Source organism: Burkholderia sp. HI2714, assembly GCF_002223085.1.
GTDB classification, from domain to species: Bacteria; Pseudomonadota; Gammaproteobacteria; order Burkholderiales; family Burkholderiaceae; genus Burkholderia; species Burkholderia lata_D.
Genome location: NZ_NKFM01000066.1, coordinates 25,936 through 41,998 on the forward strand (window position 1 = coordinate 25,936; position 16,063 = coordinate 41,998).

Sequence of the window (16,063 nt, forward strand, 5' to 3'; positions counted from 1 at the left end):
TCGCTGACCGCCGCACGACGATTCACGCCGAAGGTCGAGAGAAAGGTTTTCGTCAGGATTCCATGTTGCGCCGCGAAGTCTCTCGCGCCATTTCATCGCGCGCCGGGTCGATTCGATGCACGGACTGCGGTGCTTCCCGACAGCACCTCGCCAACCCGAATCACGCCGGCAACACGGCCACCGCCTTGATCTCGACGATATAGCCGGGCGCGCCGCCCAGCATGTGCGCACCGACCGCCGTCCACGCCGGTTTCGGGTGCGCGGTGAGATAGCGGTCGCGCACCTGCATGAACAACGGCAGGTCGCGCATGTCGGTATGGAAGGTCGTCAGGTCGACCACGTCGTTGAACGATGCACCTGCCGCCTCCAGCACGCGCTTCAAATTCTCGAACGCTTGCACGATCTGCGCTTCACGGCCTTCGACGAGCTGCATCGCCGCATCGCGTCCGATCTGGCCGGATACGTACAGCGTATCGCCGGCCTTCAGGCCCGGTGCATAGCCGATTTTCTCGTACACCGCTTCCATTCCCGCCGGAACGATGGCTTTGCGATCACGCATGGGGGTCTCCGTGGCCGGCGTCTTCGTGCCGGCCGGTTGGTTGTCGATGAACACACGTTGAAACTCGTTGGACACTTGCAAGCGTCGTCACGACACGCCGCTCAACCCGTATCGCCGCCCGCGACCGGCAGCACCGTGCCGGTGATGTAGCTCGCCTCGTCGGACGCGAGAAAGAGGATCGGCGCGATCTGCTCGTCGAGGCTGCCGTAGCGCTTGAAGAACGTCGACTCCGTCACCTGGCGCACGGCTTCGCCCATCCATGCCTGTTCCTGCTCGCTGTCGCCGGCGGCATTGCGCGGCACGCGGCGCGGCGGCGCGCTGGTGCCGCCCGGCGCGGTGGCCACGACCCGGATGTTGTGCTCGGCGTATTCCATCGCGAGCGCCGCCGTCAGCGCATTGACGCCGCCTTTCGCCGCCGAGTACGGCACGCGGCGGATGCCGCGCGTCGCGTTCGACGAGATGTTGACGATCGTGCCGCCGCCGCGCGCGAGCAGGTGCGGCAGCACCGCGTGGCAGGTATAAAGCGTCGGCATCAGCGAGCGGCGGATTTCCGCATCGATCTGCGCGGGTTCGAATTCGGTGAACGGGCGCATGCGAATCGCGCCGCCGACGCCGTTGATCAGGATGTCGATGCCGCCGAACGTCTGTGCGGCGTGCGCGATCGCCGCATGCGCACCGTCGTACGTTTCGAGATCGGCGACGAAGCCGGCCGTCTCGCCACCGGTCGCTTCGGCCGCGACCTCGGCGACGAAATCCGCGCGATCGACGAACAGCACCCTGCCGCCTTCGGCCGCCGCGCGCAGCGCGACGCCGCGGCCGATGCCCTGCGCAGCGCCCGTGACGACGATGACCTTGCCAGAGAATCGTTGCATGATCACGCCGCCTTTGCCGTGACGTTGGGGGTGAACTTCTCGTAGTGGAAGCTGTTCGGCTTCACGCCTTCGTCGTCGAAATACTGGCGCACCGCGTCGACCATCGGCGGCGGCCCGCACAGATACACGTCGACGTCGCCGTCGTTCAGCGCATCGGCCGGGATGTGCTGCGTGACCCAGCCCTTGCGCGGATGGCTCGACGCGGCATCCGCGATGACCGTCGCAAAGCTGAAATTGGGCAGTTTCGCCGCGTAGGCTTCGATCGCGTCGACCAGCACGAGGTCGAGATCGCGCGTCACGCCGTAGATCAGGTGCACCTTCTGCTGCGACCCGGTGCGTGCGAGCACCTCGAGCATCGACAGGAACGGTGCAAGCCCGGTGCCGCCCGCGAGGAACAGCAGCGGCCGCTGCACGTCGCGCAGGTAGAAGCTGCCGAGCGGCCCGTGCAGTTCCAGCGTGTCGCCGGGCTGCGCCGATTCGAGCCACGTGCTCATCACGCCGCCGGGGATCTTCTTGATCAGGAAGCTGACCTTCGCATCGGCCGGCGCCGACGAGAACGAGTAGGACCGGTGCTGCCCGCTCGCGGGCACGTCGATGTTCACGTACTGGCCCGGCAGGAAGGCGGGCGCGGCCGCGCCGACGTCGAGTTCGAGCACGACGGCCGCGTCGTTGTGCTGCTCGACCTTCGTCACCGTGGCGGCGAACCCGCTCTGGCCCGTCTTGCACGCGACCGACGACGTCGGCACCGCGATCACGCAATCGCCTTGCGGCACCATCTGGCAGGTCAGCACGAGGCCGCTGTCCTTTTCGTCTTCGGTGAGCGCGTCGTCGATGTAATCGTCGCCGAGATCGTAGCTGCCGCTTTCGGCGCGGCACTTGCACGTGCCGCACACGCCGTCGGAGCAATCCATCGGCAGGTTGATCTTCGCGCGGAAGGCCGCGTCGAGAACCTTCTCGCCGGCCTTGCAGCCGATGAAGCGGGTTACCCCGTCCTCGAAGTTCAGTGCAATCTTGTAGCTGGACATGGCGTCGCCTCCACTTCCTTGTCTTTCATGACGAAACAACGGGCGTCAGACGTGATAGACGTCGAGCACCTGCCGGATGTAGTCGTTCTTCAGCACGATCTTCTTGTACGAGATCAGCAGTTCATCGCCCACCTGGCGCAACGTGACGAACATCGTGCCGAAGAAGTGATCGGTCACGCGGTAGCGGTGGTTCAGCGTGTGAAAGTTGTAGCGCACGTCCACCTCGTCGTCGCGTTCGGCCAGCACCTCGACGTTCGTCACGTTGTGGCTGGTGCGCGGCTCGGGCGTCGATGCGCCGCTGCGCTCGGTCTTGATCCGGAACACGCGATCCTCGAGACCGCCGCGGTCCGGGTAGTACATGAGCGAGATCTGGCGCTGGTGATCGTCGGTCGGCCGATCGTCGTCGTCCCATGCGGGCATCCAGTACGTGACGTCCTCCGTGTAGCAGGTCAACCACTCATCCCACTGGCGATCGTCGAGCAGGCGCGCTTCGCGATACAGCGCCGCGCAAATGATCCGGTAATCGAAGCTCATGCTGCCACCTCCCCGCGTTCCTTCTTCAGCGCATCGCGCATCACGTGCACCCAGTGTTCGTGCTGGCACACGAACAGCCCTTCGTCCTCGCTGCGCTCGCCGGAAATGCGCGGGTTCAGTCCCATCTTTTTCGCGTTCTCGTCGGGCCCGTCGACCCACAACGGCGCGCCGCGCGACAGGTCGTTCCACATCGCCGTAATGCCCGCGTAACCGGCCTGGCACGCGCGGAACTCTTCGAGATCGTCGGCCGTGCCCATGCCCGTCACGTTGAAGAAATCCTCGTACTGGCGGATCCGGATCGTGCGGTCGGTCTCGCTCTCGCCCTTCGGCGCGAAGCAGAAGATCGTGACTTCGGTCTTGTCGACGCCGAGCGGCCGCACCACGCGGATCTGCGTGCTGAACTGGTCCATCAGGAACACGTTCGGGTACACGCACAGATTGCGGGTCTGGTTGACGATGAAGTCGGCCTGCACGTCGCCGACGCGCGCCTTGATCTCTTCACGGTGCTGATACACCGGCCGCACTTCCGGGTTCATCGTCTGCGTCCACAGCAGGATGTGGCCGTTGTCGAAGCCGTACACGCCCGCGACCGACTTGCTCCAGCTGTTCGCATCGACGGCCTTGGTGCCGTCTTCCTTGCGGCGGCCCATCGTCGCCGCGTAGTTCCAGTGCACGGTGCTGACGTGGTAGCCGTCGCAGCCGTTCTCCATCTGCATCTTCCAGTTGCCTTCGTAGATGTAGGACGAGTTGCCGCGCAGCACTTCGAGCCCGTTCGGCGCCTGGTCGACGATCTGGTCGATGATCACGCGCGCCTCGCCGAGGTAGTCCTCGAGCGGCAGCACGTCGGCGCTGAGGCTGCCGAACAGGAAGCCGCGGTAGTTCGCGAAGCGTGCGACCTTCTTCAGGTCGTGCGAGCCGTTCGTGTTGAACTGCACCGGATACTCGGTCGTCTTCTCGTCCTTCACCTTCAGCAGCTTGCCGGTGTTCGAGAAGGTCCAGCCGTGGAACGGACACGTGAAGCTGCCCTTGTTGCCGTGCTTGCGGCGGCACAGCATCGCACCCTTGTGCGCACAGGCATTGATCACCGCGTGCAGCTCGCCGGTCTTGTCGCGCGTGATCACGATCGGCTGGCGGCCGATCCACGTCGTGTAGTAGTCGTTGTTGTCCGGGATCTGGCTTTCGTGCGCCAGATACACCCAGTTGCTCTCGAAGATGTGTTTCATCTCCAGTTCGTACAGCTCGGCGTTCGTGAAGATGTCGCGGCGGCAGCGGAATACGCCGGCCTCCTTGTCGTCCTGCACGGCGGTGGCGAGCAGGTGATCCAGGTCGGTGGCTTGGTCGATCGTGGCGGACATGTTGGCTCCTCCCATGCGCGTGCCGCGTCCTGCAAGCACGCTCGCATCGGTAATCGGTTGAATCTCGCGGGAACCCGGCCGGCGGCGGCGCATCGGCGCCGCGCCGGCGGGCGGTTACGCCGTCGCGGCTGCGCGCGGGCGGTGGACGATCTGGTTGTCCTTGCCCTGCACCAGCGGCGTCAGCACGAAGTTGAACTCGATGTCCTGGTACGCATCGGACTTCAGGCCGAGCGCCGTGCCGCCGGTCTTGTCGACCACGGGCGGGATCAACTCCTCGCGCGTCGCATACGCGAAGTCATCCCAGATCAGCGGGTCGCCGGCGATGTTGAACTGCGTCGTCAGCTTGCGGTGGTCGTGGCTGTCGACGAAGAAGTGCACGTGCGCCGGGCGGTTGCCGTGGCGGCCGAGGCCGTTCAGCAGCTGCTGCGTCGCGCCCTGCGGCGGGCAGCCGTAGCCCACCGGCATCAGCGTGCGGAATTCGTATTTGCCGTCGGCGCCCGTCTTCACCGCGCCGCGCAGGTTGAAATCGCTCTGCTTGCCGGTCGGGTCGAAGTGCGAATAGAAGCCGTGCGAATTCGCGTGCCAGCATTCGACCAGCGCGCCCGCGACCGGCTTGCCGTCGAGTCCCGTCACCGTGCCGTGGATCACGAGCGGGCCCGCGCCGTCGTCCGCGTCGAGGTCGATCTTCGACACGCCGTCGCGCACCGGTGCGCCGGCCACATAGAGCGGCCCTTCGATCGTGCGCGGCGTGCCGCCGTCGAGGCCGACCGCCTTGTCCGCGGCATCCATCCGGATGTCGAGATACTTCTCGAGGCCGAGGCCGGCCGCGAGCAGCGCCGCTTCGCCGTCCTGGCCGAGCTTGTTCAGGTAGTTGACGCCGGCCCACACCTCGTCGGGCGTGATGTCGAGATCGTCGATCGCCTTGAACAGGTCGCCGAGCAGCCGCAGCACGACCTGCTGCGTGCGCGCGTTGCCGCCCTTCGTGCCGTTCGCGCCCGCGTTCGACGCGGCCTTCAGCAGGTCCTGCACTTCCCGGGACTCGAAAACTTTGACGCTCATGATGGTGTCTCCACGTGTATTGGGGGGGAATGACGGCCTTTGCCTGGCCCGGGTTATCGCGCGACTTTCGTCAGCCCGTCGCGGGTGAAACGCCTGACCTTGTCCTCGTCGAGTTCGATGCCGAGGCCAGGGCCGTCCGGCACGGTCAGTTCGAAGTCGCTGTAGTCGAGCGGCTGCGTCAGGATCTCTTCGGTGATCAGCAGCGGCCCGAACAGTTCGGTGCCCCACTGCAGGTTCGCGACACTCGCGAACAGGTGCGCGGACGCCACCGTACTGAACGCGCCTTCGAGCATCGTGCCGCCGTACAGCTCGATGCCGGCCGCATCGGCGATCGCGGCGACGCGCTGCGCGGCGAACAGGCCGCCGCTCTGTTCGATCTTGATCGCGAACACGTCCGCGCCGTGATACTTCGCGATGTCGAAGGCGCTGTCGGGGCCCTGCAGGATTTCATCGGCCATCAGCGCGATCGGGAAGCGGCGCATCAGGCGCGCCAGCGCCGCGGCCGAGGCCACCGGCTGCTCGACCAGTTCGCAGCCGGCATCGGCCAGCGCCGGAATCGCGCGGGCCGCCTGCGTTTCGCTCCACGCCATGTTCACGTCGACACGTACCGACGCGCGATCGCCAACGGCCTTCTTGATCTCGGCCACGTGGCGGATATCCGTGTCGGGCGACTTCGCGCCGATCTTCAGCTTGAATACGTTGTGGCGGCGCTGGTCGAGCATCCGCTCGGCTTCGGCGATGTCGGTGGCCGTGTCGCCCGATGCGAGCGTCCACGCGACCGGCAGGCGGTCGCGGCGGCGGCCGCCGAGCAGTTCGCTCACCGGCACGCCGAGCCGCTTGCCGTGCGCGTCGAGCAGCGCGGTTTCGAGCGCGCTCTTCGCGAAGTGATTGACCTTCGCGAGCTTGCCGACGAACGCCATCAGCGTCTGGATGCGCGTCGCGTCCTTGCCGATGATCGCCGGCGCGAGATACGTGTCGATCGCGAGCTTCATCGCCTCGGGGCTTTCCGGGCCGTACGCCATGCCGGCGATCGTGGTGCCTTCGCCGAGGCCCGTCACGCCGTCGCTGCAGAGCACCTTCACGAGCATCAGTGTCTGGCCGTGCATCGTGGCCACCGACAGCTTGTGCGGGCGGATCGTCGGCAGGTCGACGAGGCGGGTTTCGATGCGTTCGATGGTGACGGAGGACATGGGGCTCGCCGTGGGGGTGAAGTTCTTGAGGCGATTTATACGTCTCGGCCGAATCGAGCGTCCAATACTTTTAGGCGGTCATTTCAATACCTGACAGGTATTGAAATTCGAGAATATTCGCTGGATATCGCTGGTTACCATACCCACGATGACAGGCAATACGGCCGGGAAGCCGCGCTGGATCGAGGGGAGCGGTTACCCGGGATACGGATGTCCGGAGACGGGAATGGCATCGGTCGCCACGCGCGCGGCGACGCAAAAAAGCGGCCTTGGTGGGCCGCTGTCAGGGTTTTCCTGATGCCTCGCCGGGGGCTCGTGGGCGAGTTTCTCGATATGCGCGGTTGGCGGCCGGATTCGTGGCGAGCGTCACCGGCTCCGGCAATTCAACCGCCGCCGCGCCCCGGGGCGCGGCGGCACCGTGTCACGCTTCGCCATCGACGCCCGGATAACCGCCCAGCCTGCCCTCCACCCCATACCCGTCGTCCGGCGCCGGCAGCCGCCCGAGCACCCGCTCGACCTCCAGCGCGACCGCGATGAGTTCGCGATCGGTGCCGGCCGCCCCGTCCAGTGCGAGGCCGACCGGCAGCCCGGCCGCCGTCAGGCCGGCCGGGACGGTCATGCCCGGTACGCCGGCATTGCTGCCCGGCTCGGTATTCCGGATGTAGGTCGAGAACACCGACGCGGTCTCGCCGTTGAGCATCATCGTGTCGCCCGCCGGGATCGGGCACGCGGTCGCGATCGTGGTCGGAAACACCAGCGCATCGGCTCCGCTGTCGGCGAGGCACTGCCGATACGCGGCACGCGACCGCGTACGCCGGTCGAGCGCGGTGCGGTACGCCGCTTCGCCGATACCGTCCGGGCCGGTGATATGGCGGGCGATCTTCGCGACGTCCGGGCTCCCCACGTTCGCGACGATGTCGTCGACCGACAGGTCGTAGCCGTTCTCGACCAGATAGGCGTGCATCGACGACCGGAATTCGTACATGGCGATGACGGCCGGCTCGTCGTCGAAGAACCCCGGATAGTCGTTCAGGTCGATGTCGACGCACTCGAATCCCGCCTGCTCCAGCTTCGCCACCGCGGCATGGGCCACCCTTTCGACATCCTGTGCGAGGCCTCGCCAGAACGTCGTGCGCGGGACCGCCAGGCGCACGGGGCGCGTCGCGCTGCGGGCCGGCAGCGCCGGCGGCGCACCGGCACCGGTGCCGGCGCCGGACAGGATCGCGTCGAGCAGCGCGATGTCCTCGACCGAGCGCGCGATCGGGCCGACGGTGTCGCGCGTGCGCGAAATCGGCGCCACGCCGGCCGACGGGTAGCGCCCCACGGTCGGGCGAAGACCGACGGCACCACACAGCGCCGCCGGAATCCGGACCGAGCCGCCGGTGTCCGTCCCGAGCGCGGCGGGTACCACGCCCGCGCCAACCAGCGCGCCCGAGCCGCTGCTGCTGCCGCCCGGAATCCGGTTGAAGTCATAGGGATTGCGTACCGCGCCCGTCACGCGGTTGTTGCCGGACACACCGAGCGCCAGTTCGTGCAGGTTGGCCTTGCCCGCGATCAGCGCCCCTTGCGCCAGCAGCCGCGCGACGACCGGCGCATGCTGCGGCGGCACGCGGTTGTGCAGCGCCAGCGTGCCGTTGCCGGTCGGCAGGCACGCGGTGTCGATGTTGTCCTTGATCGCGATCGGCAGGCCCAGCAGCGCGTGCCGGGTGGCCGATGTCGCGAGGTCGCGGTCGCAGCGGGCCGCTTCGGCAAGCAGCCGCGCATCGTCGACGCACGTAAAGCCGTTCAGGTAGCGCCAGCGTGCGTGCCGCTCGATCGTTGCGTACGCGTATTCGACACAGGAAAACTCACGGCGCAGGAGCGCGTTCCGGGCTTCGGTCAGTGTCAAGGTTCCCAGGGTGGGCATCGTCGTCGTTCCTCGTAACGGGTGATCGTCACAAGGTAGGGCGCGCCGATTTTGACGCCCATCATCACAATGGATGACCCCGGCCGCCAGCCGCGCGACCGGTTACGCCAGCGCGGCCGCGAGGCTCGCGCGGTTGGCGACGCCCTTCTTCGCCATCACGCGCCGCAGGTGCGTGCGGACCGTCGGCACCCCGATGCCGAGCGTGCGCGCGACGTCCTTGTCGGTATAGCCGGCGGCAACCAGCCGCGCGACGTCGCTCTCGCGCTCGGTCAGCCCCGCGCACGCATGGCGCCGCCGCAGCAGCGCGCGCCGGAAAAACGGCTCGATGCCGTTCAGCAGCAGCTTGTCGCGCTCGGTGAAATCGGGCCGCCCTTGCGCCCGCCAGATGCGCAGGTCGCCCACATGGGTCGCGCCGTCGAACGCATAGACGTTGATGCCGTGGTGCATGCCGTCGCGACACAGGAAATCGTTGTAGAACTCGGTCTGCTCCAGCTCGCGCCGGCTGACCACCTCGTCGACGCAGGTCGCCACGCGGCGCGCGCGCAGTGGCGACGTGACCGGATCGATATGCTGGAACCACGCTTCGTACCGGGCGATCTGCAACGGATCGACGTTGTACGAAAACCCGTTGCGCCACAGCCCGGTGTGTTCGTCGCAATCGAACGACGCGGCGAAATCGGCGCGGAGCAGCTGCGTGATCGCGGGTAGCACGACCGTCCTCACGTCGACGGCCGGCCCCAGCTCTTCCAGGCGGGCGACGATGTCGCCGAACAGCCGGAGTTCCGCCGGCGTGATATCGGACACGGAAAGGTTCATGACGGACGGTTCCTCGGCAAGCCGGTGGAGAACACCTGCATCGAGCGCTGCGACGAGCGCTTTCGCGGCGAAGGCCCGAACGGGCATGGGTGCGTCGCGATGCGCCATGTTACCCGGCTGATCGACGTACTGCGTATCGCATATCGACTACGGCGCCGAGCGGGCTCATGGTTCGCCCGGCCCGCCGGCACCTGAGCGGTTCGCCAGGGAGCACGAGGCAAAACGGCCTTTTTCCCGAGGCGAACCACGGCCGGCCCACTGCGGCACGCCGGCCGCTGCGTCATGGCGCCAAGTGGAGCCCCCGCTCAGCGGCCGACCGCCGCCAACGACGCCTGCCATTGCGCGGCCACGCCGGCGTAATCCCTGATCTTGAACGCGGAGCCGTCCTGCACGTGGACCCAGCCGAGCGTGCGCTCGGCGAGCGGCTTGTCGTGGTCGTCCGTCGCGATCTTGACGATCGCCTGCGCACGCACATGCACGAGACCGTCCGGATAGTCGGACGACGGGTTCGCCAGCGTCACCGTCACGAACGGCCCGAGATCCTGCAGCAGTCGAGCGGCCGGTGGGTTGTCGGCCATCAGCAACGATCCGCCCTTCACGCGGTCGTCCACGCGAATGGCCGTGCCGCCCGGCCGCCGCTGCGCAGCGGTCGGCTGCGACATCCACAGCACGTGATCCGGGTTGAGATAGACCACATCGGGGTCGCCCATTGCGTCGCGGGTTTCAATCCGGGGTATCGGCATGCACAGTCTCCTGTCGAATATCGGGCACCGATCGCCGGTGCGTCGGCTCCATGATGATGCCGCAATATGTCGGCTTGCCGCGTGCATGGCGGCGAATGGCGCGACCACGCCAGGCCGGATGGCCGCGCGCCAAGCACGTGACTCGCAGGTGACTGTTTCGCAGGTGTGCCGGCGGCGGCGAGCGGTGGTCGACACCGCTTCGCGCCAACGCGCCCCGCGGCCGGGCCGCACCGCCTACCCTCGCCACGTCGCGTCCGCGAGCTTCGCCACCAGCGCGTCGTACACGACCCGGATGCGCCGGGGCATCGGCCCGCGCCGCGGCCGATAGACGTGCAGCTTCCACGGCTCGGGTTCGAGGCCGGGCAGCAGCCTCACGAGGCGCCCCTTGTCGACGTACGGCCGGACGAGGTATTCCGAGCACTGCCCCAGCCCCACCCCCGCACATACGGCCTCGATCTCCACCTCGGTATCGTCCGTCAGATACGCCGGCGACGACGGGACGAACTGGTGCTCCCCCCGAAACATCCACGGCCACGCGCGGCCGCTCGCGCGATCGATCAGGCACGTGACCGGCATCGATTCGAGTTCCTTGCGGTTCCTGGGCTCACCCAGCCGCCGGATCAGCGACGGCGCGCCGACGATCCACATCGGCAACGGCCCGACCATGCGTGCGACGAAACGATTGTCGCCGATCGCCCCGACGCGCACGCCGATGTCGATCTGCTCGTCGACCACCGGCGACGGCACGTCCGACAGCCGCAGGTCGGGCACGAGCCCCGGATACCGCTGCATGAGATCGCTCAGGATCGGCTGGACGTAATGACGCCCCATGCCCGACGGCGCCGTGATCCGGACGACGCCCACCGGCTCGTCGGCCTGGCCCGTCGCGGGCCCGAACAGCCCGTCGACGGCAGCCAGCGCCGTCTGCGCATCACGCGCGAAGGCTTGCCCGAACGCGGTGATCCGGATGCTCCGCGTCGTGCGGTGAAACAGCGTTTCGCCGAGCATCTCCTCCAGTTCACGCACCGCGCGCGTCACGACCTGCGGCGACACGCCGAGGCGCGCCGCCGCCTCGCGGAACGTGGGCGCCGCGGCGGCCGCGGAAAAGATCTTCAGGATGTCGAGTCGGTTGAGCATGGAGAACCCTCGTGGCACGCGCATGCGGCAGCGCTTTTCATTCCCGAAACGGGAATTCTGAATGCGCCATTGTTCCATTTTTTTACGACGCGCGAGCGACCACAATGCCCATCAGGCGTGCATCGCAACCGATTCAACTCAGCCACATGCGCCGCTTTCATCCCTCACTCTGGAGAATCTCATCATGAACGCAAGCACGAAACCCGCCCCACTCGACGGCCGCATCGCCCTGGTGACGGGCGCCAGCTCCGGCATCGGCCGCGCGTCCGCGATCGAACTCGCGCGTCGCGGCGCCAAGGTCGTCGTCTCCGCGCGGCGCAAGCCCGAACTCGATCAGCTGGCCGACGCCATCGTGACCGCCGGCGGCGAAGCCCGGGCCTTCGTCGCGGACGTCGCGAACGAAGACCATCTGCGCAAGCTGTTCGATTTCACGGTGGCGACCTACGGACGCCTCGACATCGCTTTCAACAATGCCGGCACGGAAGGCGTGTTCGCGCCGCTGCTCGAGCAGGATGCCGAGCGGTTCGACAGGGTGTTCGAACCGAACGTGCGCGGCGTGTTCAACTCGATGAAGTACGCCGCTCAAATCATGCTGCGGCAGGGTTCGGGCAGCATCATCAACAACGCATCGATGGGCGGGCTGATCGGCTTCGAGAATGCATCGGTCTATATCGCGAGCAAGCACGCGGTGATCGGGATGACGAAGACTGCTTCGATCGAATGGTTCAAGCGTGGCGTGCGCGTGAACGCACTGTGCCCGGGGCTGATCGAGACGCCGTTCCATCATCGCGGCATCTGGCCGTCGGAAGAGGCGCAACAGGCGTTTGCCGCATCGACGCCGGCAGGACGCTGGGGCTCCGCCGAGGAGATGGCGACGATCGTCGCGTTCCTCGCGTCGGACGACTCCAGCTATGTGTCGGGGCATGCGCTCGTGGCCGACGGCGGTTACTCGGTGGCATGACGGGCAAGCGCAAGTCCGTTATTAGCGTGAACAGGCCCTAGGCCACCGCCTGCCTCGCATGCAGCCGCAGCGCCAGCCACGCGATCCCGACCGCCACCGCGCCGACCACGCCGCCGAACGTGCCGACCCACGGCAGCCCGAAGTCGCTCGCGATATGGTTGCCGATCAGCGCGCCCGCGCCGATCCCGACGTTGTACAGCCCGGAGAAGATCGACACCGCGAGGTCGGTTCCCTCCGGCGCCAGCTTCAGCACCCATGCCTGCATCGCCAGCCCGAAGCAGACGATCGCCCCGCCCCAGACCAGCGTATGCACGGACAGCGTGACGATGTTCAGCGCGCACGGGAACAGGATCAGCAGGCATCCCGCCAGCGCGACGATCGACCCGAGCAGGAAGTCGTCCGGCCGGTGCGGATAGATGCGGTTGAAGCAGATCGCGGCCGGTATGCCGGTGACGCCGAACAGGATCAGCACATACGTGATCCGGCTGCTGCTCGCATGGTTGACGCGCTGGACGAAGGGCTCGATGTACGTGTACGACGTGAAGTGCGCGGACACGACGAGCACGGTGATCGCGTACAGCGCCACCAGCGCGGGCTTGCGCAGGAACACGCCGATGCTGCCGAGCGACCCGGCGCCCTGGCTCGGCGATACCGGCAACGTCGCGCGCAGCAGCAGCAACGCGACGCCCGCCGCGCCGGCAATGATCAGGAACGTGACGCGCCAGCCGAACGTCTCGCCGACCACGCGCCCGAGCGGAATGCCGGCCACCATCGCGATCGCCGTGCCCATCGCCAGCAGGCTGAGCGCGCGGCTTTTCCGGTCGCTCGGCGCGAGCCGCACGGCCAGCGGCACGGAAATCGACCAGAACACCGCATGCGCGCACGCGATGCCCAGCCGGCCGACCATCAGCACCGCGAAATTCCACGCGACACCGGTCACGACGTGGCTCGCGATGAACACCAGCAACGCCCCCGTCAGCAGCTTGCGGCGCTCGACATGGCGCGTGGCCAGTGTCAGCGGCAAAGACACGACGGCCACGGCCCATGCGTAGATCGTCAGCATCAGGCCGACGTCGGTCGGCTGCATGTGCAGGCTGTCGCCGATCGCGCTGAGCAGCGCGACGGGCACGAATTCGGTGGTATTGAAGATGAAGGCGGTGAGTGCCAGGGTCAGGACACCCCACCACGAGTGCTTGGAACTGACGGCGTCCGGTGTAGCCATACCTGGAATCGGCGAGACGAGGGTTGGGGGCGCGCGGCGCGGAGAACCCGGCCCGGCGATCGCCGCGATTGTACCAGCGGCACATGACGCGGCGCGGCGCGGGGCGGCGTCGGCGGGCCGCGGGACATGGTCACGACATCGCCATGCGCCGATAATGTGCCGACCGGCTTCTCACGCCCCGTTCGCTCGAGCCCCATCGAGCCAGGAGAGTTACATGCGCATTGAAACGTCTTTTCTGTTCGATCTCGACGGCACGCTCGTCGACAGCGTCTACCAGCACGTGCTCGCGTGGAAGGAAGCGCTCGATGCCGAAGGTATCGAACTGTCGGTGTGGCGCATCCACCGCAAGATCGGCATGAGCGGCGGCCTGTTCCTGAATCAGCTGCTGCGCGAGACGTCGGGCGACCTCGACGCCGAGCGCGTCGAGCGGCTGGCGCGCCTCCATGCAGCCGCGTACCAGCGGCTGCGTGCGCAGGTCCGGCCGCTGCCGGGTGCGCGCGAACTGCTGGCCGCGCTATCAGCAGCGGGCATTCGCTGGGCGATCGCGACCAGCGGGCGGATGGAAACGGCCGCCATCAATCTGGAGGCGCTCGGCGTCGATCCGGCGAAGCACGTGGTGGTCACGCGCGACCAGGTCAAGTACGCGAAACCGGACCCCGACCTGTTCCTGACGGCCGCCGCGCAACTGAACGTGCCGATCGAACACACGGTCGTGGTCGGCGACAGCATCTGGGACATGCTCGCCGCCGCCCGCTGCCGCTCGCTCGGCGTCGGGCTGCTGTCCGGCGGTTACGGCAGCGATGAACTCGAACGCGCGGGCGCACTGCGCGTGTACGACGATCCGGCCGATCTGCTGTGGCATCTCGACGAGATTGCCGCGCGGCCCTGAAACGCCTGCTTCGCCGACGGCACCTTCGCCGGATCGCCGTCGGTTTCGTCAGGTCGCGAGCGACCACCGGCCACGCCTCCGCCATGTCGGCACGTGGCCGCCGAGCACCTCAATCGTCGTCGATGCGCTTGTCGATCAGATAACGGCCCCGCTCGACGCCCGCAAGCAGCGCTTCGTTCTCGGTCATCCAGTCGGGGCCGTCGGCCGCCGGCGCGAGCAGCTCGATGCGCTTGCCGCCGACATACACCTGCACCTCGTCGCGCCACGCACCGCTGTCGTTGCGCCGCGCCCACACGCGGATCTCGTGCCCGCGATACGGGTCACGAACCTGTGCGTCCTGTTGATTTTGCACGGTGGCCTCCTGTACCTATCTGCGATGACGATGCAAAAAATACGCGCCGCATGATCGCCGCGCGCCCCGTCGGCCCGATGCGCACGCGCCGTGCCCGGTGCCCGCCCGCTGGCACGCGGTTTGCGCGCCGATCGCGTGTCGAACCGCCCATGGGCAAGCATCGCGAGCCCGCGAAGCGGTTCCCCCCTGCAACCGGACGACGATCCGCGCACCGACGCCTTCCCCGGCTCCGCTCCCGCGACCCGGCTCGCGGATCGAACGTCCCGACCCTTCGCCCAGGAGCCTCGTGTGAATCAAACGACCGATCTGCTCTCCTATCTCGTGACGAGCCAACTGGCTGCGCGCATGCGGTCCGGTGCATGGCTCACGACCGGTCAGCTCGTCGACGTGCAGCGTATGTGGCTCGCGTGCCATCACGCCGAATGCGGATGGCTTGCGCGAGTCAGGATCGCGGACGCGTCCGCGACGATCGCGCAGGGGATCTACGACATCGCGATCGCGAACCGCGATCCCGACAGCGGCGAACGTGTGCGGCTCGACGCCGATTCACCGGAACTGAACGCGCTGCGCGAACGGTGCGACGCGCTGCTGCAGCGGATCGACGGCAACCGGGACGTCGACGCATGGTGATCGTGCCAGACCGCGCGACATGCGCCGACGAGAGAGCCGCAGGTGTCGCGCACGTTCCCGAGCGTATGCCCGGCAAGCTCGCCGGACCCGGATGGGGGGGCTCCGGGAGCGGCTGTTCGACGGAGCCGTGCATCGCAACGTGAGCGGCTGGCCGGCGTTCGATCGCGATCCGCCGGTCGCGCGGCTGCGCGCGACGCCCGCAGCGGGCACGTCGCTTGCGCGGTGAGCCCGTTTTGATCCGACGGAGCCGGCCCATGCGAACCGACGCACTCGACGGAAACGCTCTCGACTACTGGTGCGCACGCGCGCTGTGCGCCGACGACGAAGACACGCTGCGTTTCACCGCCGTCGCACCGCACCTGGTCGTGACGGCTGCGTGCGACGCACTCAGGCGGCTCGACACGTGTTTCGTGCCGTCGGCGTCGTGGTCCGACGCGGGCGCGGTGCTCGACCGTGTCGACGATCTTCGAATCGCACGGCACGGCGACGACGTCGAATGCGACGCGACCTTCGTCGACGGCCCGTGCACCTGCGGCGCGCACGGGCGCGATGCGCGCGTGGCCTTGCTGCGGGCGTTCGTGCGCGCACGCTTTGGCGACGAAATCGATGCACCGCCGCCGTTCCCGCACCGGATCGAACACGGTGCGGTGGTGCGCTGCGATCCCGGCGTGCTGCTTCCCGAAGCCGATGACGATCGTGCCACGGGCGACAGCACGGATATCCGCTCGGTGCCGCGCATATAAGTGCATGCAGGTACCCAGCGGGCATGTAAAAACGACAGTCCCCGCCGCCGCGGGTCGCGCACCCGCCCTT

At 67.5% G+C, this 16,063-nt stretch carries 18 protein-coding genes; 5 read left to right on the forward strand and 13 right to left on the reverse strand.

All coding sequences use genetic code 11. From position 1 onward, the window contains the following. Positions 1-160: 160 nt before the first annotated feature. From CFB82_RS36230 to CFB82_RS36280, 11 genes are all read right to left on the reverse strand, one after another. Positions 161-559 carry a RidA family protein gene (locus CFB82_RS36230; RefSeq protein ID WP_089487245.1) on the reverse strand — a complete coding sequence of 133 codons (399 nt, stop codon included), beginning with the start codon at positions 557-559 and terminating at the stop codon, positions 161-163. A gap of 101 nt (positions 560-660) precedes the next feature. Beyond that, positions 661-1,431, reverse strand: coding sequence for a benzoate diol dehydrogenase BenD (gene benD, locus CFB82_RS36235; protein WP_089487246.1), 771 nt, complete (start codon positions 1,429-1,431; stop codon positions 661-663). Positions 1,432-1,433: 2 nt separating this feature from the next. After that, on the reverse strand, positions 1,434-2,456 hold the full coding sequence (gene benC, locus CFB82_RS36240) for a benzoate 1,2-dioxygenase electron transfer component BenC (protein WP_089487169.1): 1,023 nt from the start codon (positions 2,454-2,456) through the stop codon (positions 1,434-1,436). A 45-nt stretch (positions 2,457-2,501) separates the two neighbouring features. Further along, positions 2,502-2,990, reverse strand: coding sequence for a benzoate 1,2-dioxygenase small subunit (gene benB / locus CFB82_RS36245; protein WP_089487170.1), 489 nt, complete (start codon positions 2,988-2,990; stop codon positions 2,502-2,504). After that, the gene (locus CFB82_RS36250) at positions 2,987-4,345 is read right to left on the reverse strand and encodes a Rieske 2Fe-2S domain-containing protein (RefSeq protein WP_089487171.1); all 1,359 of its coding nucleotides are present in this window, start codon (positions 4,343-4,345) and stop codon (positions 2,987-2,989) included. Before CFB82_RS36250 ends, benB begins: the two co-directional genes overlap by 4 nt. Positions 4,346-4,459: 114 nt before the next feature. Then, a complete protein-coding gene (gene catA / locus CFB82_RS36255; RefSeq protein WP_089487172.1) occupies positions 4,460-5,404 on the reverse strand; it encodes a catechol 1,2-dioxygenase in 945 nt (314 codons plus the stop codon). Between the two features lie 53 nt (positions 5,405-5,457). Next, positions 5,458-6,594, reverse strand: a complete 1,137-nt coding sequence (locus CFB82_RS36260) for a muconate/chloromuconate family cycloisomerase (protein WP_089487173.1) — start codon at positions 6,592-6,594, stop codon at positions 5,458-5,460. 421 nt (positions 6,595-7,015) lie between these two features. After that, the gene (iaaH, locus tag CFB82_RS36265; RefSeq protein WP_089487174.1) at positions 7,016-8,500 is read right to left on the reverse strand and encodes an indoleacetamide hydrolase; all 1,485 of its coding nucleotides are present in this window, start codon (positions 8,498-8,500) and stop codon (positions 7,016-7,018) included. A 102-nt stretch (positions 8,501-8,602) separates the two neighbouring features. Beyond that, complete coding sequence (locus CFB82_RS36270) at positions 8,603-9,316, reverse strand: helix-turn-helix transcriptional regulator (RefSeq protein ID WP_089449571.1); 714 nt, start codon at positions 9,314-9,316, stop codon at positions 8,603-8,605. A 305-nt stretch (positions 9,317-9,621) separates the two neighbouring features. Further along, positions 9,622-10,059, reverse strand: coding sequence for a hypothetical protein (locus CFB82_RS36275; protein WP_143751026.1), 438 nt, complete (start codon positions 10,057-10,059; stop codon positions 9,622-9,624). Between the two features lie 234 nt (positions 10,060-10,293). Beyond that, positions 10,294-11,196 carry a LysR family transcriptional regulator gene (locus CFB82_RS36280; RefSeq protein ID WP_089487176.1) on the reverse strand — a complete coding sequence of 301 codons (903 nt, stop codon included), beginning with the start codon at positions 11,194-11,196 and terminating at the stop codon, positions 10,294-10,296. 184 nt (positions 11,197-11,380) lie between these two features. Between CFB82_RS36280 and CFB82_RS36285 the strand changes: the two genes are divergently transcribed. Next, positions 11,381-12,157 carry an SDR family NAD(P)-dependent oxidoreductase gene (locus tag CFB82_RS36285; protein WP_089487177.1) on the forward strand — a complete coding sequence of 259 codons (777 nt, stop codon included), beginning with the start codon at positions 11,381-11,383 and terminating at the stop codon, positions 12,155-12,157. 37 nt (positions 12,158-12,194) lie between these two features. Here CFB82_RS36285 and CFB82_RS36290 read toward each other — a convergent pair whose 3' ends face one another. Next, positions 12,195-13,379, reverse strand: coding sequence for a sugar transporter (locus CFB82_RS36290; protein ID WP_089487178.1), 1,185 nt, complete (start codon positions 13,377-13,379; stop codon positions 12,195-12,197). Between the two features lie 214 nt (positions 13,380-13,593). Between CFB82_RS36290 and CFB82_RS36295 the strand changes: the two genes are divergently transcribed. After that, positions 13,594-14,268, forward strand: a complete 675-nt coding sequence (locus tag CFB82_RS36295) for an HAD family hydrolase (protein ID WP_089433660.1) — start codon at positions 13,594-13,596, stop codon at positions 14,266-14,268. 109 nt (positions 14,269-14,377) lie between these two features. Here CFB82_RS36295 and CFB82_RS36300 read toward each other — a convergent pair whose 3' ends face one another. After that, complete coding sequence (locus CFB82_RS36300; protein ID WP_089487179.1) at positions 14,378-14,620, reverse strand: DUF6566 family protein; 243 nt, start codon at positions 14,618-14,620, stop codon at positions 14,378-14,380. Between the two features lie 345 nt (positions 14,621-14,965). Here CFB82_RS36300 and CFB82_RS36305 point away from each other — a divergent pair, with 345 nt between their 5' ends. From CFB82_RS36305 to CFB82_RS36310, 3 genes are all read left to right on the forward strand, one after another. Then, the gene (locus tag CFB82_RS36305; RefSeq protein ID WP_089487247.1) at positions 14,966-15,250 is read left to right on the forward strand and encodes a hypothetical protein; all 285 of its coding nucleotides are present in this window, start codon (positions 14,966-14,968) and stop codon (positions 15,248-15,250) included. 91 nt (positions 15,251-15,341) lie between these two features. Next, positions 15,342-15,476 (forward strand): hypothetical protein, encoded by a 135-nt coding sequence (locus tag CFB82_RS44275; RefSeq protein WP_256990639.1) that lies wholly within the window; start codon positions 15,342-15,344, stop codon positions 15,474-15,476. 28 nt (positions 15,477-15,504) lie between these two features. Then, entirely contained in the window at positions 15,505-15,993 is a 489-nt protein-coding gene (locus CFB82_RS36310) for a phage protein NinX family protein (RefSeq protein WP_089487180.1), read from the forward strand. Positions 15,994-16,063 lie beyond the last annotated feature (70 nt).

Coding starts and splice junctions, on each gene's coding strand:
- CFB82_RS36230 (WP_089487245.1), bottom strand. CDS start 559: ATGCGTGATCGCAAAGCCATCGTTCCGGCGGGAATGGAAGCGGTGTAC.
- benD (WP_089487246.1), bottom strand. CDS start 1,431: ATGCAACGATTCTCTGGCAAGGTCATCGTCGTCACGGGCGCTGCGCAG.
- benC (WP_089487169.1), bottom strand. CDS start 2,456: ATGTCCAGCTACAAGATTGCACTGAACTTCGAGGACGGGGTAACCCGC.
- benB (WP_089487170.1), bottom strand. CDS start 2,990: ATGAGCTTCGATTACCGGATCATTTGCGCGGCGCTGTATCGCGAAGCG.
- CFB82_RS36250 (WP_089487171.1), bottom strand. CDS start 4,345: ATGTCCGCCACGATCGACCAAGCCACCGACCTGGATCACCTGCTCGCC.
- catA (WP_089487172.1), bottom strand. CDS start 5,404: ATGAGCGTCAAAGTTTTCGAGTCCCGGGAAGTGCAGGACCTGCTGAAG.
- CFB82_RS36260 (WP_089487173.1), bottom strand. CDS start 6,594: ATGTCCTCCGTCACCATCGAACGCATCGAAACCCGCCTCGTCGACCTG.
- iaaH (WP_089487174.1), bottom strand. CDS start 8,500: ATGCCCACCCTGGGAACCTTGACACTGACCGAAGCCCGGAACGCGCTC.
- CFB82_RS36270 (WP_089449571.1), bottom strand. CDS start 9,316: ATGAACCTTTCCGTGTCCGATATCACGCCGGCGGAACTCCGGCTGTTC.
- CFB82_RS36275 (WP_143751026.1), bottom strand. CDS start 10,059: ATGCCGATACCCCGGATTGAAACCCGCGACGCAATGGGCGACCCCGAT.
- CFB82_RS36280 (WP_089487176.1), bottom strand. CDS start 11,196: ATGCTCAACCGACTCGACATCCTGAAGATCTTTTCCGCGGCCGCCGCG.
- CFB82_RS36285 (WP_089487177.1), top strand. CDS start 11,381: ATGAACGCAAGCACGAAACCCGCCCCACTCGACGGCCGCATCGCCCTG.
- CFB82_RS36290 (WP_089487178.1), bottom strand. CDS start 13,379: ATGGCTACACCGGACGCCGTCAGTTCCAAGCACTCGTGGTGGGGTGTC.
- CFB82_RS36295 (WP_089433660.1), top strand. CDS start 13,594: ATGCGCATTGAAACGTCTTTTCTGTTCGATCTCGACGGCACGCTCGTC.
- CFB82_RS36305 (WP_089487247.1), top strand. CDS start 14,966: ATGCGGTCCGGTGCATGGCTCACGACCGGTCAGCTCGTCGACGTGCAG.
- CFB82_RS44275 (WP_256990639.1), top strand. CDS start 15,342: ATGGGGGGGCTCCGGGAGCGGCTGTTCGACGGAGCCGTGCATCGCAAC.
- CFB82_RS36310 (WP_089487180.1), top strand. CDS start 15,505: ATGCGAACCGACGCACTCGACGGAAACGCTCTCGACTACTGGTGCGCA.